This is a genomic window from Sorangium sp. So ce406 (assembly GCF_051474675.1).
In the GTDB taxonomy this organism is placed as follows: Bacteria; Myxococcota_A; Polyangia; order Polyangiales; family Polyangiaceae; genus Sorangium; species Sorangium cellulosum_G.
Genome location: NZ_CP150340.1, coordinates 6635227 through 6652803 on the forward strand (window position 1 = coordinate 6635227; position 17577 = coordinate 6652803).

Here is a 17577-nt window from a genome sequence, read left to right on the forward strand (position 1 = left end):
CGGCAGCGGCGCCCCCCGCAGACGTGAGCTTCCGGCGCGTTCCTCGTGGAATCCACCCTGCGCACATCACGCGAGACGTCGCCTCCCCTGCGCGCCCTCGCTCAGCGACCCGCGACCTACGAGGGGAGACGGCAGGGGCCAATGCGCTTCGCTTCCTCCATTGCTTCCGTTGCGGTCACAAGGAGTCCTCCTCGAGGGTCGCGAGCATCCGGCCGAGGACATCGCTCGCCCTCCGCGAGCCGGGCTCGGCCCCCTCGAGCAGCCCCACCAGGTTGAACAGGTCGAACGCCGCGGCCCAGCGCTCGAATCCATCGGGGAGCGGCGCGCTCGCGCGGTAAGCGCCCGCGAACGCCGCGACGAACTCGGGCCCAGGACTCCAGCGCAGGAGCTGGCCGACGTCCATCAGGGCCGGCCCCGCATACGCGAACTCCCAGTCGAGCACGAGCAGCTCGCCCGACGCCAGCCAGTGCAGGTTCGACGCCTTGTAGTCGCCATGGAGGAGCACCGGGACCGACGCCAGCGCGCGGAGCGCCCCCGCGTTCGCGTCGAGGAAGGCGCCGACGCGCTCGCCCAGCGCGCCGCGGAGGGCAGGAGCCAGCCTGTCGAGGACCGCGTCGACGTACGCCCGGAGCGCGCCCATGCAGTCGCCGAACGGCGCGGCGACGGCGAGATCCGGCCCCAGGAAGCCCGCGCTGTCGAAGCGGACGCGATGGATCTCCGCGAGCGCGCGCCCGGCCGCGGCCCCGCACGCGGCGGTGTCCTGGAGCGGGCCGTGGGGGACGTACTCGAGGACGAGGAAGTCCTCCCCCGCCGACAGGACTGCGGGGACGCGGAACGACCGCCAGCCGCGCTCGAGCAGGCGGGCTTCCTTCGGCGCCGCGCCCGGATCGCGCCGGTACACCCGCAGCACGCGCCCGGCGCCGAGGCGCATGTTCACGTTGGCGCGACCGCCGGAGAGCAACTCCGGCTCGCCGGTGAACGGCCCGACGCGCCGCTCGATCCCGGCGCGATCCAGCAGCTCGACGTGCGCGGCGCGCTCCCACGCGCGCTCGGGGTTGGGAAGCAGCCTCATGCGCCGCATCATGCACGAGGCGCGGCGCCGGGCACGCCTCCGGAGTACGATGGGCGCATGCCCGTGTACCGCTCGTCCGCCGCCGAGCACGCCGCGTCGGTCGTCGTGGCGGCCTCGACCGACGTGGGGCTCAGCCGCGAGCACAACGAGGACGCCTTCCTGATCAGCGACCTCGCGCGCGGGCTCGCCCACGGGGCGCCGGCCGCCCAGCTGTCCGCGGAGCCGCCCCTCACCCTGTCGCTCGGCGTCTACGACGGCTCCGGCGGCGCGTCGTCGCCGGACGCGGCCAGCCGGCTCGCGGCGCGCACGGTCCACGCCGTCCTCGGCCGCGCCGCGCCGCGATCGAGCGACGCGCTGGAGCGGGCGCTGCTCGAGGCGATCGCCGTGGCGGGGCGCGCCGTCCGCGACAACGCCCGCCGGAGCCCGCAGCACCGGAACAGCGGCACCACGGCCACCGTGGCCGCGCTCTGCGACGAGCGCCTGCTGGTCGCGCAGGTCGGCGACAGCCGCGCGTATCTCCTGCGCGGCGGGGCCCTCGCGCAGATCACGCGCGACCAGACCCTCGTCCAGTCGCTGCTGGAGACCGGCAAGCTGAGGCCCGAGGAGGCGGCCACGTTCGAGCACCGGGGCGTGATGCTCCAGGCGCTCGGGCTCCGGGAGCAGCTCCAGATCGCGCTCTCCGCCGTGGAGCTCCGCCGCGAGGACACGCTGCTGCTCTGCACGGACGGGCTGAGCGACCTCCTCGACGACCGGCACATCGCCGCGACGCTCGACGCCCACCCCGACCCGGCGGCGGCCTCCGGCGCGCTGATCGACGCCGCGCTCGCGGCCGGCGGCCGCGACAACGTGACCGCGCTCGTCGCGCGGTTCGACGGCCCCTGGCTCGCCCCGCCGGACCGCGACGATGCGCCGGAAGTCGTCGAGATCGCCCGCTATTCTGAAGGGCCACCCCGCCGCCCCTGAGCGCGCGGCGCCGCGGATCGAGCGGCTGGAATCTCGCTCCTTCAGCGGTGGTCGAGGGGCGAGATCTACATAGGCGCTCATGGCCTGTCGGCGACGTCATCGCGCGAGGAATTTTCCACGACAGGGCGCGAGCGACCGGCGCCGCCGACAGCCGGCCTCGGCCCCGGAATGCGGCGCTCGGGCTTGCTTTTCGCGATGATCTCGGCGATTCCACCCGGGTGGAGGCTCGCCTCGGACGAGGGAGGGAGCCGCATGCTGGCGTTTCGGGACGGAGGGGAGGTCATCGTTCCATGGAGCATCGCGCATTCGGGTTCACGGGGGTCAAGATCCCGGTCGTCGGACAGGGCACCTGGCAGATGGAGACCGACGATGAGGCGGCCTGCATCGACACCATCCAGCGGGGCATCGACGCGGGCATGACGCACATCGACACGGCGGAGATGTACGGCTCGGGTGCGGTCGAGTCGCTCGTCGGCAAGGCGATCGCTGGGCGCCGAGACGAGGTGTTCCTCGCCTCCAAGGTGCTGCCCGGCAACGCGAGCTACGCCGGCGCGATCGAGGCCTGCGAGCGCAGCCTGAAGCGGCTCCGCACCGACAGGCTCGACCTCTATCTCCTCCACTGGCCCGGATCGCACCCGCTCGAGGAGACCATTCGCGCCTTCAAGGACCTGAGGGCGCAGGGCAAGATCCGCCATTTCGGCGTCAGCAACTTCGATCAGGCCGAGCTCTCGAAGGCGATCGCGATCGCCGGGCCGAACGAGATCGCCTGCAACCAGGTGCTCTATCACCTGCTGGAGCGCGCGATCGAGCGCCGGGTGCTGCCGCTCTGCGAGCGGCACGGCATCGCGGTCGTGGCTTACAGCCCGTTCGGCTCGGGCCGGTTCCCGGACCCGAACAGCACGGCGGGCAAGGTGCTCGGGTCGATCGCCGCCGCCCGCGGCGTCACGCCGCGGCAGGTCGCGCTGCGCTACCTGCTCCGCCGCCAGCCGGTCTTCGTGATCCCCAAGGCCGCGAGCGCCGCCCACGCGCTCGACAACGCGGCCGCTGGCGACCTGCGCCTCACCAGCGAGGACCTCGCGCGCCTCGACACGGCGTTCCCGCTCGGCCGCGACCGCGGCGTGCTGCCGACGCTGTAGGCGGCGGCGTGACCTGACCCAAGTTGGGTCGGTGGACCTCCATCTGTGCCGAGCTCCCCGGTTGCGTTCGAGCCCGCCCACCATCCATCAGGTGCCGCCGTCCCCGCAGGCATCCGAAACGCCGCCCATGTGCAGCGTGGAGGCGTCGAACTCCCCGGGCATGGAGCTTCACCTGCGTTTCGGGCATACTGCCAGAAGAAGCGGCCCAGACCGATGGAAGCAAGCGTTCTCGACCAAGTACGGGCGGCGGCGGCGAAGAAGATCCTCTTCCTGCCTCACGCGGTGCGCCAGATGAGCCGCCCCGGTCGGATGATCTCGCCTGCCGAGATCGAGGTCGCGATCACGGCCGGCGAGCTGGTCGAGGACTACCCAGAAGACGTGCGCGGCATAGCTGCCTGATCCTGGGATATGGGGATAGCGGCCGTCCCATCCACGTCGTCTGCGCACCGAAGCCGGATTACCTGGCGATCATCACCGCTTACATCCCTCATCCCGATCAGTGGTCCGCGGACTTCAAAAAGAGGAAGTGATCCATGCAATGCATGCACTGCAGAGGCGAGATGAGGCGCGCCCATGCTCCGTTCAGCGTGGACCGCAACGGCTATCACGTGCGCTGGGACGCGGTGCCCGCATGGGTGTGCGAGCAATGCGGCGAGCCCTACTTCGAATCGACCGAGGTCGCACGCATTCAACGCGCCCTCGAAGCGCTCGATCGCGAGATCGAGGCAGCGTGATCGGCGGCGCGTGGGGCCCCGTCGTGCCGCGCCTGGCCTCGGCCCGTCATCGACAGCCCCGCGGTTCTCGCTTTGTCTCTCCGACGGCAGGGCCCCTCTCGGCCCGCCATGGCATACTGCGCGCATGAACCACGCGCTTCTTGGATCCATGCTTTTCGGGCTTCTCCTCGCCGCCTGCGACGGCTCCGTCGACACCCCGCCTGGCAGCGGCGGCGCAGGTGGCGCAGGTGGCGCCGATGGAGCGGGCGGCGCTGGCGGCGCCACGAGCTCGACCTCGGGCGGCGGCGGGACGCCGGTCGCCTGCGGGGCGCGCAGCGGCGGGACCTGCGGCGCGGAGGAGTACTGCGACTTCCCCGACGACTCCTGCGGAACCTTCGACACCGTGGGCCAGTGCGCCGACCGGCCCGAGGTCTGCACCGCGGACTGCCCGGGCGTCTGCGGGTGCGACGGCCAGTTCTATTGCAATGCGTGCGCGGCGCAGATGGCCGGGGTGGATGTCTCGGAGAGCACCTCGTGCCTCAAGGCCGAGGGCACCGACTACGCTGCATCCTACTGGCCTGGCGGGCTCGATCACATCATCGTCTACAAGGCCGACAAGGAGGCGGACCGGTGCGTGAGGCTGTACGCCGACGCGCCGGTCGAGGGCGGGCCGCAGGGCTTCGACGTCAAGCTCCCGGACACCTGGGCCGTGTCGCGCGTCGAGCTGACCGACGGGGCGGCCGATTGCACGCCGGAGACCCTGAACCCCGCCGGCGAGCCCGTGGGCGCCACGGGCGCCGCCGGGACGCTGTCGTGGGAGCTCGCGACGGGATCGATCATCCCGTGCATCCTCGATATCGACGTCACGGTCACGTTTCCGGGCGAGCCCGCGCCCGAGGTCCTGCGCGCCGCCGGCGTCGACGTGGCAGGCGGCTGCCTGTAGCGGCGGGCCCGCCGCCTCCGTCAGCGCTTCTTCGCGCCGCGCTGCGCCCTCTCGGCCTCGGCGAGCCGCCGGCGCGCGTCGTCCAGGGACGCCTGGCTGGCGTGGCCCTTCGGGAGCGCCTCGTAGCCGGCCACCTCCTCGCGCAGCGTCGCGACCTGCTCCGCGCGCCGGCCGAGCTTCTCCTGGATCTCGGCGCGGAGCTTCAGGAAGCGCAGGCGGCGCGGGCCGTACGCGCGGCCGATCGCGCGCTCCACCGCGGAGAGCGCCTCGTCCTCGCGGCCCATCGCGTGGAGCACCTGCGCGAGCCGCGCGGGCGGCTCGTACGAGCCGGGCATCTGCGCCTCGCGCTCCTTCAGCATCGCGACCGCCTCCTCGCCGCGGCCGAGCGCGAGGTACGCCATGGCGCGCCCGTAGTCGTGCGCGGCGGCCCCCTCGGGCGCCTTCGCCTCCCGCGCCGCCTGCTCCAGCACGGCGAGCTTCGACTCGTTCGCCGCGCGGGCCCCGCCGGCGTCGCCGAGCGCCTGGAGGCCGTCCGCGAGGATTCCCCAGGCGTCGGCCCGGTCGTCCGCGCTCGAGTCCGCGGGCGGGCTCGCGACGATGGCGCGCAGCCGGGCGACCGCCGCCTCGCGCGCGGCCCGCTGCGCGTTGCGGTCGGGGAGCGCCGCCGCGCAGGAGAGCAGGACGCTCGCGAAATCGGCCGGCAACGCCGCGCCCCTCACCTCGGCCACGTGCGCCCTGCCGACCTCCGCGCACGCCGCGGCGTCCTTCTTGCGGAGCGCCGCCACGAGGCCGAGCAGCGCCTCGCTGCGCCGCGGCCAGTCCTTCCCGGCCTTCGCCAGGGCGCGCTGGTAGGCGGTCGCCGCCGCGGCGTGATCGCCGGCGCTGTGGGCCCGCTTCGCCTCGACCAGCAGGCGGCCGGGATCGTCCGCCGGCAGCGCCGCGGCCGCCTGCGCGTCCATGGCGGCCAGCGCCTCGCGGAGCAGCTCGCGCACCTCCTGCACCGAGGCCGCGCCCCGCCAGAGCCCGACCACCTCGCCGTGCGCCGGCTCGAGCACGAAGAACGTCGGCCACACCGTCACCTCGTGTCGCTCGAGGAAAGGCGCGTTCTCCGGTCGATCCGTGTCGATGTCGGCGAACACCACCCGATCGGCGAACGGGCGCAGCGACGGATCGGTCAGCACGACGTGCTTCATGCTCAGGCAGGTGTGGCACCACGGCGCCCACGCATCGACGAACAGCGCCTTGCCCTCGGCCCGGGCCTTCTCGAGCGCCCGCGGCACGTCGTCATGGATGAACTCGAGCGGCGGCCGCGCCGCGGCCGGCTCCGGCCTGACGGCGGGCGGCGGCGCCGGGGCGGTCGAGGGCGCCCCGGCGGCCGGGGTCGTCGCGGGCGAGCGCGGCGGCGGCTCGGCCGCGCAGGCGGCGAGGGCGAGCGCGGCGGCGAGGGCGGAGAGCGAGAGAGAGGCCGGGGGACGCACGCCGCCATGGTAGCGCAGTCGCGGCGGCGTCGCCCCTCTGCGACACGGGCGCTGGCCGCGCGACGAGGCGCCAGGGCCGACTCCGCAGCTCGCGCGGTGCGTGAAGCGGGAGGCGAGCAGGAGACAGATGTCATGTCGACGTGCCGCCGGCGCTCCGCGTGGATGGCCACTCTGGCCAGGCGCCGTCCTCGCCCGCGGCGCGACGGCGGCGCGGTCGGGATCGTGCAAGATGAGGCCGCCCGAGAGGCGCCGCCCCCCGGCTGGCTCGACCGCGCGCGGAACGCGCCCCCCGCGGCCCGCAAAGCTGGTAGAGTGGCGCCCCGGTGAACGACTACGCGGGCCGGTGCGGAAGCTGCGCAGCATACACCCGGGTGCACGAGGATCCCGCGCGCGGCCGCGTCGGTGAGTGCGCCCTCGAGGTGTACCCGCCGCCGGTCAAGGCGACCGCGACGTGCGCCCGCTACCGCGCGAAGGGCGCGCCGCCGCCGCCGCCGCCCCCCCGGGCCGCAGGCCAGCCGCGCGGCTCGGGCGGCAGGCCGCGGGCGCCCGAGCGGGCCCCGGCGCCGGAGCGCCGGCCCGGCGCGGGGCCGCAGCCGTTCCGTTCGACGCTGCCAAGGGAGATCGACATCGACATGGATATCGACGAGTTCCGTCGTGTGCTGCGCGAGGTGCTGTCCGAGGAGCTCGGCGTCGGCCGCGCGGAGATGGGCGGCCGCTGGGAAGGCGGGGAGATCGTCCTCCGCCCGGGAAAGGAGGGCACGGCCGAGAAGCGCATCCCGCTCGACGTGTTCTTCCACAAGATCGTCATGCTCCGCGACAAGCTCCGCGTGCTGGAGCAGAAGATCAACGCGCACGAGGGGCTGAGCGACGCAGAGAAGGTCCAGCTCCAGGCGTACATCACCGGCTGTTACGGCACCCTCACCACGTTCAACGTCCTCTTCGCCCGGCGAGAAGACGGCTTTGCCGGCAGCGGCCGAGACAGCGACTGATCGCGCCCCGCGCGAGCCCCGCGACACGAGCCCAGCAATTCCGTCGACACCGCGAATTCCGCGCGACGCAAGCGCGCGCGCCGGCGCTGCCGCGTGAGGGCGCTGCGCCGGCGCGCGCCGCCTCCAGGGCGCGCCGAAGGGCTGCACGGGGCGTCGCCCACCATGGTACAAGGTGCGCGGAGGTCGCCGAGCAATGGCCATCAAGCAGCTCACGCCGGAGCAGGTTCACGCCATGTCCCTCGAGGAGAAGGACACATGGTGGCTGAAGAACATCTACCGCGGCGACATGCCCCAGCTCACGTTGCGCTCGGGCATCACGGGCATGCTCCTCGGCGCCTTCCTGTCGCTCACCAACGTGTACATCGGGGCGCGCACCGGCTGGTCTCTCGGGGTCGGGATCACGAGCGTGATCCTGGCCTTCGGCCTGTTCAAGGTCCTCTCAAGGATGGGCCTCGGCAGGGATATGACCGTGCTCGAGAACAACGCGATGCAGTCGATCGCGACGTCGGCCGGGTACATCAACGCGCCGCTCTTCACGAGCCTCGCGGCGTACTCGATGGTCACGACCACGATCATCCCCATGGGACGGGCGATGATCTGGATGTTCGTCCTCGCCATCCTCGGCGTGCTCTTCGCCTTCCCGATGAAGAAGCGCTTCATCAACGACGAGCAGCTCCCCTTCCCCGAGGGCATGGCCGCGGGCGTCGTCATGGACGCGCTGCACGAGAGCGACGAGAAGGAGGGCCTCTTCAAGGCGAAGCTCCTCATCGGCGGCGGCCTCGTGAGCGCCGCCCTCGAGCTCCTGCGCGACGACAAGGTGATGCGCGCGCTCTTCGCGCTGAAGAGCATCCCCCACCACTACGACGAGATCCTCTATCACGGTCGCCTCGCGGACCTGCTCAAGCGGTGGGGCATCTCCCCGGGCCTCCGGGGGATCCCCTTCAACGAGCTCACGATCCGCTTCGACACGAGCCTCATCTTCGTCGCCACGGGCGGCCTGATGGGCATCCGGACCGGCGTGTCGCTCCTGCTCGGCGGGGTGCTCAACTACTGGATCCTGGCCCCCCTGCTGATCCAGCACGGGATCATCCTGCCGAGGAACGGGCACTACGGGTTCGGGCAGATCACGATCTGGGCGCTGTGGGGCGGCGTCGCGTGCATGACGACCTCCTCGCTCTACGCCTTCTTCTCCAAGCCCAAGGTGATCCTCGACGCGTTCAAGGGCCTCTCCAGGAAGGGCGGGGCGAGGGACGTGCTCGCGGACATCGAGCTTCCGGTGAAGCTGTCGATCATCGGCGTGCCCCTCGTCGGCGCGGTCGTCGTCGTGCTCGGGAAGGTCTGGTTCGGCATCGAGTGGTGGCTCGGGGTCCTCGCCATCCCGCTCGTCTTCGTCTTCTCGCTCATCGCCGTCAACTCGACGGCCATCACGGCGATCACCCCGACCGGGGCGCTCGGCAAGCTGACGCAGCTCACCTACGGCGTCCTCGCGCCGAAGAACATCACGACGAACCTGATGACCGCCGGGATCACGGCGGAGGTCGCGAGCAACACCGCGAACCTGCTCATGGATATCAAGCCGGGCTACATGCTCGGCGGCAAGCCGCGCCACCAGGCCCTGGGGCACGTGCTCGGCACGATCGCGGGGCTCGTGCTCTCGGTGCCCGTCTGGTACCTCGTGCTCATCCAGGGAGACATCGGCCGTTACGGGACCGAGCAGCTCCCCGTCCCGAGCGCGCTCACGTGGAAGGCGGTCGCCGAGGTGCTGATGAAGGGGCTCGACTTCCTCCACCCGACGGCCAAGGCCGCGGTGCTGATCGGCGCGATCATCGGCATCCTCGTCGAGGTCACGAAGCAGCTCACGAGGAACCGATTCCCCCTCTCCGCGGTCGCCCTCGGGCTCGCGTTCATCCTGAACTTCACCGACATCTGGTCGATGTTCCTCGGCTCGTTCCTCTTCTGGCTGCTCGAGCGGCGCGCCGCCGGGTGGCACCGCAAGCGCGAGCAGGAGTCGCGGATGAGCACGACGGGGCCCGGCGGGGCCCCGGAGGCGCCGCCCGCGCCGGTCAAGCGGCCCTGGTACGCCCTGGCCGCGGAGAACACCGAGGCCATCTGCGCCGGCGTGATCGCCGGAGGCTCGCTGATGGGCATCGGCCTGAGCGTGCTCGGCGTGCTCGTGCTGCCCGACGTCCTCGAGGCCGAGAGCCTCACCCGGGCGCTCGGGAAGGTCCTTAGCTTCCTGCCGAAGTGAAGCGACGCCGGCCGGGCGGGCCTCTCCGGCCCTCCCACCGGCCCTCCCACCGGCCCTCCCACCGGCCCTCCCACCGGCCCTCCCACCGGCCCTCCCACCGGCCCTCCCAGGGACTTACCGCCCCAGTGTGACAGGAATGCGCGCCGCCGAGGGCCGCGGCGCGCGGCCGAGGGCCGCGGCGCGTCGCCCGGCCGAGCCGCCCTGTTCGCGAGCGCCGTGGCGCGCTTCGTGCAGCCCTGTCTGCGCCGCGTCAACACGACCGCAGGAGAGGACGCGCGAGGAGAGGAGCATCGATGTCAGTGAACGCGCCCCCGTCCCGAGGAACGCCCAGCCCCGCGCCGGTCGGCGATCCCGAGCAGGATCCGCCGATGCGGGATCCGAAGCCGAGCGAGCCCCCGCGGGGCGATCCGGAGCCGGACGAGCCGGCGCGTCGGGATCCCCCGCCCCCTCCTCCCGAGCCCGGGGAGCCCTCTCCGGAGATCAAGGACCCTCCGGCGCCGGGGCAGCCGCCGAAGGACCCTGGCGTGATCGCGAGCGCCGGCCGTGTTGGCCTTGCGGTGTGACGACGTCCCTAACCGTCGAGAGGTCTCCATGAACACGTGTGATTGCTGCGGCAACAGCTACGACAAGGCCTTCCAGCTCATGGTGGGCGGCACGACCTACACCTTCGATTGCTTCGAGTGCGCGATTCACAAGCTCGCGCCCGTGTGCGCCCACTGCGCCTGCCGCATCGTGGGTCACGGCATCGAGGCCGGCGGGGCGTTCTACTGCTGTGCTCACTGCTCCAAGCAGAAGGGCGTTCAGGGCGCGATCGATCGCGTGGCGTGAGCGCCGCGCGCGCCCGGCGGGAGCCGGCCCGCCTGCTCGACGCCGGGCGGCTCGCGCAGCGCCGTCTCCCCGCCCTGCGCCAGGGGGAGCGCCGCGAGGTGATCTGCGGCAAGCGCCGCCACGAGGATGAAGAACAGCAGCGAGACGCCCGTGCGACCGCGAGCCTGCGTGAGCATGGAACCCTCCTTCACAGCGGGGCCGTGGTCGCCTCGCTCTCCAGGAATGTAGCTCTGGAGCCCACGCGTGATAATCCTGGTCCGGCGACGAGGATTGCGTCGCGGAGGGAAAGAATGCGATGGATCCGGCGAGCGGTCACCTGGGCGAGATGAGGGCGTTCCTCGAGGTCGCGCGGCGGCAGAGCTTCTCGGCGGCGGCGAAGGCGCTGGGGCTCACGTCGTCGTCGGTCAGCAAGCAGGTCGCGCGGCTCGAGGAGCGGCTCCGCGTGAAGCTCCTCCAGCGCACCACGCGCCGCGTGAGCCTCACCGAGGCGGGGAACCTCTACGCCGAGCGCGCCGGCCGGATCCTCTCGGACATCGAGGAGGCGCAGCGCTCGGTCGCGGATCTCGACGGGACGCCGCGCGGGACGCTGCGCATCTCGGCGCCCACGGTCCTCGGCACGATCCGCGTCGCGCCCGCCGCGCTGGCCTGCCGCGCGAAGTACCCGGAGCTCCGCATCGATCTCGACCTCACCGACCGCCTCGTCGATCTGGTGGCCGAGCGCGTCGACGTGGCGGTGCGCCTGGCCGCCGAGATCTCTCCGGCCTCGCTGGTCGCGCGGCGGCTCGCCGGCGACCTGCGCGTGCTCTGCGCGAGCCCGCGGTACCTGCGCCGCCACGGCGCGCCGCGGCGCCTAGAGGACCTGGCCGATCACGACTGCCTGACGCTCAACATGGAACCCGTCGCCCGGTGGACGCTCGTGGGCCCCGAGGGGGAGCGCGTCATCCCGGTGAGCGGCACCTTCCGCTCCAGCGACACGATGACGCTGCGCGACGCCGCCGTCGCCGGCCTCGGCCTGGCCAACCTCCCCGACTACGTCGTTCAGGACCAGCTCGCGAGCGGCGCGCTGCGGCGCGTGCTGCCGGAGTACGGCGAATCGAAGCGCGCCAGCTTCGCGGTCTACGCCGCGCCCGCGCGCGCCGCGGTCCGCGTGTTCGTCGAGGCGCTCGCCAGGGCGATGGGGAGCCCGGGAGCGGCGGCGCCGTGATCAGAAGATGAGGAGTTGACCGCCAGGAGCGGTATCCGCAGGAGCGGAGACCGTCGTCACCGCAGCGCGGGCGCGGCCTGCTGCGCGCCGGACGCCGCGCGCTCCTTGGCCATCTGGCGGATGCAGTGCTGGAGCGCCGCGCGGAGGTTGCCGAGCGTCGTGATGCTGGACAGGTCGAGCCCCAGGCTGACGATCGTCTGCGCGACGTTCGATCGGATGCCCGTGACGATGCCCTCGGCGCCGAGCAGCCGGATGGCGCGGACGAGCTCGAGGAGGTAGCTCGCCGTCTTCGTGTCCACCATCTCGACGCCGGTGAGGTCGAGGATCGCGTAGCGCGCGCCCATGCGGACGATCGCGTCGAGCAGCGTGTCCATGATCTCCGCGGTCCGCTGGCTGTCGACCACGCCGATCATCGGCAGCGTCAGCACGCCGTCCCAGACCTGGATGATGGGCGTCGACAGGTCGCGGATGACCTGCTGTTGCCGCTCGATGAGCTCCAGCTTGCTCCGGAGCTCCTGCTCCGTGTTCTTCGCCTGGCTGATGTCGAGCGTGAAGCCGACGACCGCGTACACCTCGCCCTGCTCGTCGCGGATCGGGATCTCCCAGTTCTCCCAGGACACCCCGTGCGTCGTGTTCACCGAATGGGTCTCCTCGCCCGCGAGCGCCCGCTCCAGGTCGGCTTTCCCGTCGCTGTCCGCGTAGTAATGGAACACGTTCTTTCCGATGAGCTCCCCCTGCCGGAGCCCCGCGCTCTCGACCCCCTTGCCCTCGTGGAACGTGAAGATCCCCTCGCGGTCGATCGCCCAGACGACGATCGGCAGCGTCTGCGTGACCGTCCGCAGGATCAGCTCCTTCTGCTGGTAACGACGGAGCTGCTCGGCGCGCTCCGTCACGTCCTGCCCGAACACCCCGACGCCGAGGACCTTCCCGCGCTCGTCGACGAGGCGCTCGTGGAGCCACTCGAAGCACACCTCGGCGCCGTCCTTCTTGACGTGACGCCACACCCGAGGCGCCGGGCCGTCCTCCTCGAGGAGCCTCCGCCACGCGCCAGGGTCGCCGGACACCGGCAGCAGCTCGTCCACGCGGCGGCCGACCGCCTCGCGCCGCGCATGGCCGAACAGGCGCTCGGCCGCGCCGTTCCAGTCCTGGACGGTGAGATCGCTGCTGAGCTCGAGGATCGCGAGCGGCGCCCGCTGGAGGAGGAGCGCGCGTCTGGCCGCATCGGCCTCGACTCCCTCCGGTGACGCAGTGGAGACGGTCATGGTCGCAAGATTTATCCTGAGCGTTTGCCCGCCGTCGAGAGGGCTCGCTGCCACGGGTTGCCGTCGCGCTCACGCCCCGGGCGCGTCGATCACCTGCTGCCACAGCAACACCCATCGAGCAGCGCCTGCTGCGCCAGCAGCAGGCCGCCGTCTGCTATAGCGGATTTGCGTCCTGTGAGGCGGCGCGCCGTTGGTACGCGGCGTGCTCAACGCCCCCGGCGTGCTCGAGAAGGAGCCCCCGCAGGCACGCTCGGAGGAGCGCAGCGCCGGGCGACGGTGCGCGCCGGGTTGCGGGATGTGCGGTCGTTTCATGCGGGATGGAGCGGGCCGGGCCCTTGTCGAGGATGGGCAGCAGGAGGAGCGATGAGCAACAAGATCCAGTTCCAGAACGTGAGCAAGACGTTCGCCATCAAGGGGCCGGCGGGGGCGAAGGAGAACGCGCGGTTCACGGCCATCGAGAACCTCTGCCTCGACGTGAGGGCCGGCGAGCTGATGGTCCTCGTCGGGCCGAGCGGTTGCGGCAAATCGACGCTCATCGATCTGCTCGGCGGGCTGTCGAAGCCGTCGACGGGGCGGCTCTTGCTGGACGGCAAGCCGATCACGGGCCCGGCCCTCGACCGGGGCATCGTGTTCCAGCAATACGCGCTGTTCCCGTGGCGGACCGCGCGCGAGAACGTCGAGTTCGGCCTCGAGGCCAAGGGCATCCCGGAGGCGCAGCGCCGGGAGATCGCGCAGAGCTACCTCGAGCTGGTCAGCCTCTCCGGCTTCGAGGATCGGTATCCGCACGAGCTGTCGGGCGGCATGAAGCAGCGCGTGGCCATCGCCCGCAGCCTGGCCTACAGCCCGGAGGTGCTGATGATGGACGAGCCGTTCGCGGCGCTCGACGCGCAGACGCGCGAGTCGCTGCAAGCCGAGCTGCTCCGCATCTGGGAGAAGTCGCGGACGACGATCCTCTTCATCACGCACAGCATCGACGAGGCGGTGTTCCTCGGGCAGCGGGTCGCGATCATGACGTCGCGGCCCGGCCGCGTGAAGCACGTCATCGAGATCCCGCCGGAGATCCGGGGCTACGAGGACGCGCGGTCGACGCCCGAGTTCGGCCGGCTCCGGCACGAGATCTGGTCGCTCCTGCGCGACGAGGTGCTCAAGGCAGAGGAGCAGGAGCGGATCAAGAAGCAGAAGCGCGCGGCGGAGAGCCGCCCCGTGGCGGGCGTGGTGGCGGTCAATGGCTAGCCTGGAGCAGTCGATCGAGCTGCACGAGCAGCCGCAGCAGCCGCAGCTCGTCGCCGAGGTGGGGAGGTGGCTCGGCCGCGCCGCGGCGCGCTCCGGGATATTGCTGCTCGTGGCCGCGATCTGGGAGACCGCGCCGCGGGTCGGGCTCGTGGAGGCGGCGTTCCTGCCGCCGCTCTCCGAGGTGCTGGCGACGGGGTGGCAGCTCCTCCAGAACGGGCAGCTCCTGAGCCACATCAAGGCGAGCCTGTCCCGCTCCCTGCTCGGCTTCTCGCTGGCGATCCTGATGGGCGTGCCGCTCGGGCTCGCGATCGGGTGGTACAAGGGCGTCGCGGACGCGATCAACCCGCTGCTCGAGGTGCTGCGCAACACCGCGGCGCTCGCGCTCCTGCCGGTGTTCCTGCTGCTGCTCGGGATCGGCGAGGCCTCGAAGGTGGCGCTCGTGATCTACTCGTGCACCTGGCCGATCCTGCTCAACACGATCAGCGGGGTGCGCGGCGTCGATCCGCTGCTCATCAAGTCGGCGCGGACGATGGGCCTGTCGCCCCTCCAGCTCTTCCGCAAGGTGATCCTGCCGGCGGCGATCCCGACGATCTTCGTGGGCATCCGCCTGGCGGGGGCTTACTCGCTGCTCGTCCTCGTGGCGGCGGAGATGATCGGGGCCAAGGCGGGGCTCGGATACCTCATCATCTACGCGCAATACAACTTCCAGATCCCGAGCATGTATGTCGGCATCCTGACGATCACGACGCTGGGGCTGACGTTCAATACCCTGCTCATGCGCCTCGAGCGTCGCTTCACCGCGTGGAAGGTCGCTCCGAAGGAGTAGCCCGCGCGCCCTCGAGAGGAGCGCGCGGGCGCGCCTCCGGGGCGGGGCGCCGCGGCGCACGCTGCCTTGGCCAGAGAGAAAGAGAGAGGACCACGTGAATCGCATCATCCTGGGCCGCACCGGCCTGGAGGTCAGCGTGCTCGGCCTGGGCGCGGGCGGCGACAGCCGGCTCGGCGCCGGGCGCATCGCCGAGGCCGACTCGCTCCGGCTCGTGCGCGCGGCCATCGAGCGCGGCGTGAACTTCGTCGACACGGCGGAGGCGTACGGGACCGAGGCGCTCATCGGCAAGGCGCTCCGCGAGGTGCCGCGCGACAGCGTGGTGATCTCGACGAAGAAGACGACGCGCCTCGACGCGCCCGTGAGGCCGGAAGACGTGGTGTCGTCGCTGCACGCGAGCCTCGAGCGGCTCGGCACGGATCACGTCGACGTCTATCACCTGCACGGCGTGCTCCCGCAGCACTACGCCGACCTGCGCGAGCGGATCGTCCCCGTGCTCCTGCGGCTGCGCGAGCAGGGCAAGATCCGCTTCCTCGGCATCACGGAGGCGTTCGCCGCCGACCCGTCGCACGCGACGCTCGAGCAGGCGCTCCGCGACGACCTCTGGGACGTGGTGATGGTCGGCTTCAACCTGCTGAACCAGTCGGCGCGGGCGAAGGTGTTCCCGCTGACGCGGGCGAGGAACGTCGGCACGCTGATCATGTTCGCGGTCCGGCGCGCGCTGAGCCGGCCGGAGCGGCTCAAGGAGCTGCTCGCCGACCTCGCGGCGCGGGGCAAGGTGCCGCGCCGGCTCGCGGACGAGGGGCTGGACGGCCTGCTGGAGGGGGAGGACGCCCCGTCGATCCCGGACGTGGCGTACCGCTTCTGCCGGGACGAGCCGGGCGCGCACGTGATCCTGTCGGGGACGAGCAGCGTGGAGCACCTGCTAGAGAACGTTCGCTCGATCGAGGGCCCGCCGCTCTCGGAGCGGGCCCGCGCGCGCCTCGTCGAGGCGTTCGCCGAGGTCGACGACGTGTCGGGTCACTGAGGGGGCGCTCGCCGGCGCTCGCCGACCGAAACGCGGCGGAGGATCACGCGACCGGGGCGGCGAGCCCGGGCGACGGGGGGGGCGACGCGACGTGGGCGACGTCGGCGTCGCCCACCTCCGTTGCGGCGTCGCTCCCGAGGAAGCGCGCGATCCGCCCGCAGAGCCGCGCGCGGAAGGCGTCGTCGGTGGGGGGCGAGTGGCGGCACCCCTCGAGCAGCTCGGTCTCGGCGCGCGGCAGCAGCTCCTTCGCGCGGGCGAGCAGCCTGGCGCCGGGGAAGCTCACGTCGTCGTCGGCGCCGAACACGAGCGCGGGCCGCGTGAACCCGGCGAGGGACCCGGGCGTGGCGAGCGGCGGCGGCCGGAAATCGAGCCGGTAGCTGCGCACGGCGTCGCCGAAGTAGGAGCACCACAGGTCGTCCTGCGTGGTGAACAGCCCGGAGACGAGGCGCGCGAGGCGCTCTTCCGAGGGGAAGGCGCGGTAGAGGGCCATCGGGATCGCGATGCGCGTGAGGCCTTGCCACGGCGAGCCCGACACGACGGCCGCCGGCACGATCAGGACGAGCCGGTCGATCCGGGCGGGCGCCGCCTGGGCCATGCGCAGGGCCGCGAAGCCGCCCCAGCTCACGCCGAGGAGGTGGGCGCGCGCGAGGCCGAGCGCGTCGAGGACGTCGGTGAGCCACTCGGCGTAGGCGGGCCCGTCGATCGGCAGGCGGACGTCGGCGCTCTTGACCGACTGGCCGATGACGTCGACCGCGTGGACGCGGTAGCGCGCGAGGAGCGGGCCGAGCTCGCCGAGGAGGTGCGCGGAGCTCGCGAGCGCGCCGTGCAGGCAGACGAGCGGCGGGCCGTCCTCGGGGCCGGCGACGAGGACGTGCGTGGCGCCGAAGCGGGTCGAGACCTCGCGCGATCGGGTCGCGGCCGGGAGCCTCTCGTGGAACCTGTCGAACCACGCTGCGATGCGCGCGCGCGCCTCGGGACTGCGGAACATGATGGATGACGTCATCGAGCCCTCCTGACGTTGGCTGCGGGGCGGAGGCCGCAGAGGTGCTGAGCGACGAGCCGATCGACGAGGGCGACGGGCGACGGGTGCGCGCCCTGGACCCACGCGATCAGCGCGAAGTAGTAGAAGGAGAAGAAGGCGACGCCGAAGAGCGCGGCGTCGGCGTCGTCGGCGACCTCCCCCGCCGCGCGGGCGGCGTCGAACAGCTCGACGACGCGGCCGTGCGCGGCGCCGACCTGCTCGGCGAAGCGCGCCTGCCACGGCGGGTCGGCGAACAGCGACTCGCGGAGCAGCGTCTTCGAGAGGGCTGGCCTGCGGGCGTAGTGCGCGAAGAACGCGGCGGCGAGCCGGTGGAGGCGCTGCTCGAGCGGGCCGGGCTGCTCGTCGCGGACGGCCTCGGCGGCGGTGGCGGCGAGGTCGTCGAACAGCGCGGCGTGGAGCAGGTCGCGCTTGTCGGCGAAGTGGAGGAGGACGGTGCCGGCGGCGACGCCGGCGTCGGCGGCGATGGCGCGGACGTTCGCGGCCTCGAAGCCGTGGCGCTCGAAGTGGTCGCGCGCGGCCTCGAGGATCCGGGCGCGCGTCGCGTCTTTCTGGGCGTCGCGGCGGCCGGGCTTCTGGGTGAACGAGTTCACTGAACGTGTTCATTGCACGGGCGACG

General features: G+C 72.3%; 18 protein-coding genes and 1 pseudogene. 13 read left to right on the forward strand and 6 right to left on the reverse strand.

Annotation, left to right across the window (positions count from 1 at the left end; all coding sequences use genetic code 11):
• Positions 1-175: 175 nt before the first annotated feature.
• Positions 176-1072 carry a phosphotransferase family protein gene (locus WME96_RS24440; RefSeq protein ID WP_437284000.1) on the reverse strand — a complete coding sequence of 299 codons (897 nt, stop codon included), beginning with the start codon at positions 1070-1072 and terminating at the stop codon, positions 176-178.
• 57 nt (positions 1073-1129) lie between these two features.
• Between WME96_RS24440 and WME96_RS24445 the strand changes: the two genes are divergently transcribed.
• The 5 genes and pseudogenes from WME96_RS24445 (at position 1130) to WME96_RS24465 (ending at position 4827) form a co-directional block, all read left to right on the forward strand.
• The gene (locus tag WME96_RS24445; protein ID WP_437284001.1) at positions 1130-2035 is read left to right on the forward strand and encodes a PP2C family protein-serine/threonine phosphatase; all 906 of its coding nucleotides are present in this window, start codon (positions 1130-1132) and stop codon (positions 2033-2035) included.
• A 290-nt stretch (positions 2036-2325) separates the two neighbouring features.
• Positions 2326-3171, forward strand: coding sequence for an aldo/keto reductase (locus tag WME96_RS24450; protein WP_437284002.1), 846 nt, complete (start codon positions 2326-2328; stop codon positions 3169-3171).
• Positions 3172-3480: 309 nt separating this feature from the next.
• Positions 3481-3701, forward strand: a pseudogene (locus WME96_RS24455) (DUF4258 domain-containing protein).
• Between the two features lie 12 nt (positions 3702-3713).
• Positions 3714-3905: a YgiT-type zinc finger protein gene (locus tag WME96_RS24460; protein WP_433937795.1), complete on the forward strand. Its 192-nt coding sequence runs from the start codon at positions 3714-3716 to the stop codon at positions 3903-3905.
• 148 nt (positions 3906-4053) lie between these two features.
• The gene (locus WME96_RS24465; protein ID WP_437284003.1) at positions 4054-4827 is read left to right on the forward strand and encodes a hypothetical protein; all 774 of its coding nucleotides are present in this window, start codon (positions 4054-4056) and stop codon (positions 4825-4827) included.
• A 20-nt stretch (positions 4828-4847) separates the two neighbouring features.
• On the opposite strand, the gene WME96_RS24470 is transcribed toward WME96_RS24465, so the two are convergent.
• Complete coding sequence (locus WME96_RS24470) at positions 4848-6305, reverse strand: thioredoxin family protein (protein WP_437284004.1); 1458 nt, start codon at positions 6303-6305, stop codon at positions 4848-4850.
• A gap of 323 nt (positions 6306-6628) precedes the next feature.
• Between WME96_RS24470 and WME96_RS24475 the strand changes: the two genes are divergently transcribed.
• The 4 genes from WME96_RS24475 (at position 6629) to WME96_RS24490 (ending at position 10370) form a co-directional block, all read left to right on the forward strand.
• Complete coding sequence (locus WME96_RS24475) at positions 6629-7294, forward strand: hypothetical protein (RefSeq protein WP_437284005.1); 666 nt, start codon at positions 6629-6631, stop codon at positions 7292-7294.
• A gap of 193 nt (positions 7295-7487) precedes the next feature.
• Positions 7488-9542 carry an OPT family oligopeptide transporter gene (locus WME96_RS24480; RefSeq protein WP_437284006.1) on the forward strand — a complete coding sequence of 685 codons (2055 nt, stop codon included), beginning with the start codon at positions 7488-7490 and terminating at the stop codon, positions 9540-9542.
• Between the two features lie 293 nt (positions 9543-9835).
• Positions 9836-10105: a hypothetical protein gene (locus WME96_RS24485; RefSeq protein WP_155798462.1), complete on the forward strand. Its 270-nt coding sequence runs from the start codon at positions 9836-9838 to the stop codon at positions 10103-10105.
• A gap of 28 nt (positions 10106-10133) precedes the next feature.
• On the forward strand, positions 10134-10370 hold the full coding sequence (locus WME96_RS24490; RefSeq protein ID WP_437284007.1) for a hypothetical protein: 237 nt from the start codon (positions 10134-10136) through the stop codon (positions 10368-10370).
• Here WME96_RS24490 and WME96_RS24495 read toward each other — a convergent pair.
• On the reverse strand, positions 10343-10546 hold the full coding sequence (locus WME96_RS24495) for a hypothetical protein (RefSeq protein WP_437284008.1): 204 nt from the start codon (positions 10544-10546) through the stop codon (positions 10343-10345). The two genes, WME96_RS24490 and WME96_RS24495, sit on opposite strands and share 28 nt — an antisense overlap.
• 119 nt (positions 10547-10665) lie before the next feature.
• Between WME96_RS24495 and WME96_RS24500 the strand changes: the two genes are divergently transcribed.
• Positions 10666-11574 carry a LysR substrate-binding domain-containing protein gene (locus WME96_RS24500; protein ID WP_437284009.1) on the forward strand — a complete coding sequence of 303 codons (909 nt, stop codon included), beginning with the start codon at positions 10666-10668 and terminating at the stop codon, positions 11572-11574.
• 56 nt (positions 11575-11630) lie between these two features.
• On the opposite strand, the gene WME96_RS24505 is transcribed toward WME96_RS24500, so the two are convergent.
• Positions 11631-12836, reverse strand: coding sequence for a PAS domain S-box protein (locus WME96_RS24505; RefSeq protein ID WP_437284010.1), 1206 nt, complete (start codon positions 12834-12836; stop codon positions 11631-11633).
• A 363-nt stretch (positions 12837-13199) separates the two neighbouring features.
• Between WME96_RS24505 and WME96_RS24510 the strand changes: the two genes are divergently transcribed.
• The 3 genes from WME96_RS24510 (at position 13200) to WME96_RS24520 (ending at position 15919) form a co-directional block, all read left to right on the forward strand.
• Entirely contained in the window at positions 13200-14069 is an 870-nt protein-coding gene (locus WME96_RS24510; RefSeq protein ID WP_437284011.1) for an ABC transporter ATP-binding protein, read from the forward strand.
• Positions 14062-14895, forward strand: a complete 834-nt coding sequence (locus tag WME96_RS24515) for an ABC transporter permease (RefSeq protein WP_437284012.1) — start codon at positions 14062-14064, stop codon at positions 14893-14895. The genes WME96_RS24510 and WME96_RS24515 overlap by 8 nt, the downstream gene beginning before the upstream one ends.
• A gap of 94 nt (positions 14896-14989) precedes the next feature.
• Complete coding sequence (locus WME96_RS24520) at positions 14990-15919, forward strand: aldo/keto reductase (RefSeq protein WP_437284013.1); 930 nt, start codon at positions 14990-14992, stop codon at positions 15917-15919.
• A gap of 43 nt (positions 15920-15962) precedes the next feature.
• Here WME96_RS24520 and WME96_RS24525 read toward each other — a convergent pair whose 3' ends face one another.
• Together WME96_RS24525 and WME96_RS24530 are read right to left on the reverse strand one after the other, a co-directional pair.
• Positions 15963-16922 (reverse strand): alpha/beta fold hydrolase, encoded by a 960-nt coding sequence (locus tag WME96_RS24525; protein ID WP_437284014.1) that lies wholly within the window; start codon positions 16920-16922, stop codon positions 15963-15965.
• A complete protein-coding gene (locus tag WME96_RS24530) occupies positions 16919-17551 on the reverse strand; it encodes a TetR/AcrR family transcriptional regulator (RefSeq protein WP_437284015.1) in 633 nt (210 codons plus the stop codon). The genes WME96_RS24525 and WME96_RS24530 overlap by 4 nt, the downstream gene beginning before the upstream one ends.
• Between the last annotated feature and the right edge of the window lie 26 nt (positions 17552-17577).

Coding starts and splice junctions, on each gene's coding strand:
- WME96_RS24440 (WP_437284000.1), bottom strand. CDS start 1,072: ATGAGGCTGCTTCCCAACCCCGAGCGCGCGTGGGAGCGCGCCGCGCAC.
- WME96_RS24525 (WP_437284014.1), bottom strand. CDS start 16,922: ATGACGTCATCCATCATGTTCCGCAGTCCCGAGGCGCGCGCGCGCATC.
- WME96_RS24460 (WP_433937795.1), top strand. CDS start 3,714: ATGCACTGCAGAGGCGAGATGAGGCGCGCCCATGCTCCGTTCAGCGTG.
- WME96_RS24500 (WP_437284009.1), top strand. CDS start 10,666: ATGGATCCGGCGAGCGGTCACCTGGGCGAGATGAGGGCGTTCCTCGAG.
- WME96_RS24485 (WP_155798462.1), top strand. CDS start 9,836: ATGTCAGTGAACGCGCCCCCGTCCCGAGGAACGCCCAGCCCCGCGCCG.
- WME96_RS24480 (WP_437284006.1), top strand. CDS start 7,488: ATGGCCATCAAGCAGCTCACGCCGGAGCAGGTTCACGCCATGTCCCTC.
- WME96_RS24510 (WP_437284011.1), top strand. CDS start 13,200: ATGAGCAACAAGATCCAGTTCCAGAACGTGAGCAAGACGTTCGCCATC.
- WME96_RS24465 (WP_437284003.1), top strand. CDS start 4,054: ATGCTTTTCGGGCTTCTCCTCGCCGCCTGCGACGGCTCCGTCGACACC.
- WME96_RS24515 (WP_437284012.1), top strand. CDS start 14,062: ATGGCTAGCCTGGAGCAGTCGATCGAGCTGCACGAGCAGCCGCAGCAG.
- WME96_RS24495 (WP_437284008.1), bottom strand. CDS start 10,546: ATGCTCACGCAGGCTCGCGGTCGCACGGGCGTCTCGCTGCTGTTCTTC.
- WME96_RS24445 (WP_437284001.1), top strand. CDS start 1,130: ATGCCCGTGTACCGCTCGTCCGCCGCCGAGCACGCCGCGTCGGTCGTC.
- WME96_RS24490 (WP_437284007.1), top strand. CDS start 10,134: ATGAACACGTGTGATTGCTGCGGCAACAGCTACGACAAGGCCTTCCAG.
- WME96_RS24505 (WP_437284010.1), bottom strand. CDS start 12,836: ATGACCGTCTCCACTGCGTCACCGGAGGGAGTCGAGGCCGATGCGGCC.
- WME96_RS24450 (WP_437284002.1), top strand. CDS start 2,326: ATGGAGCATCGCGCATTCGGGTTCACGGGGGTCAAGATCCCGGTCGTC.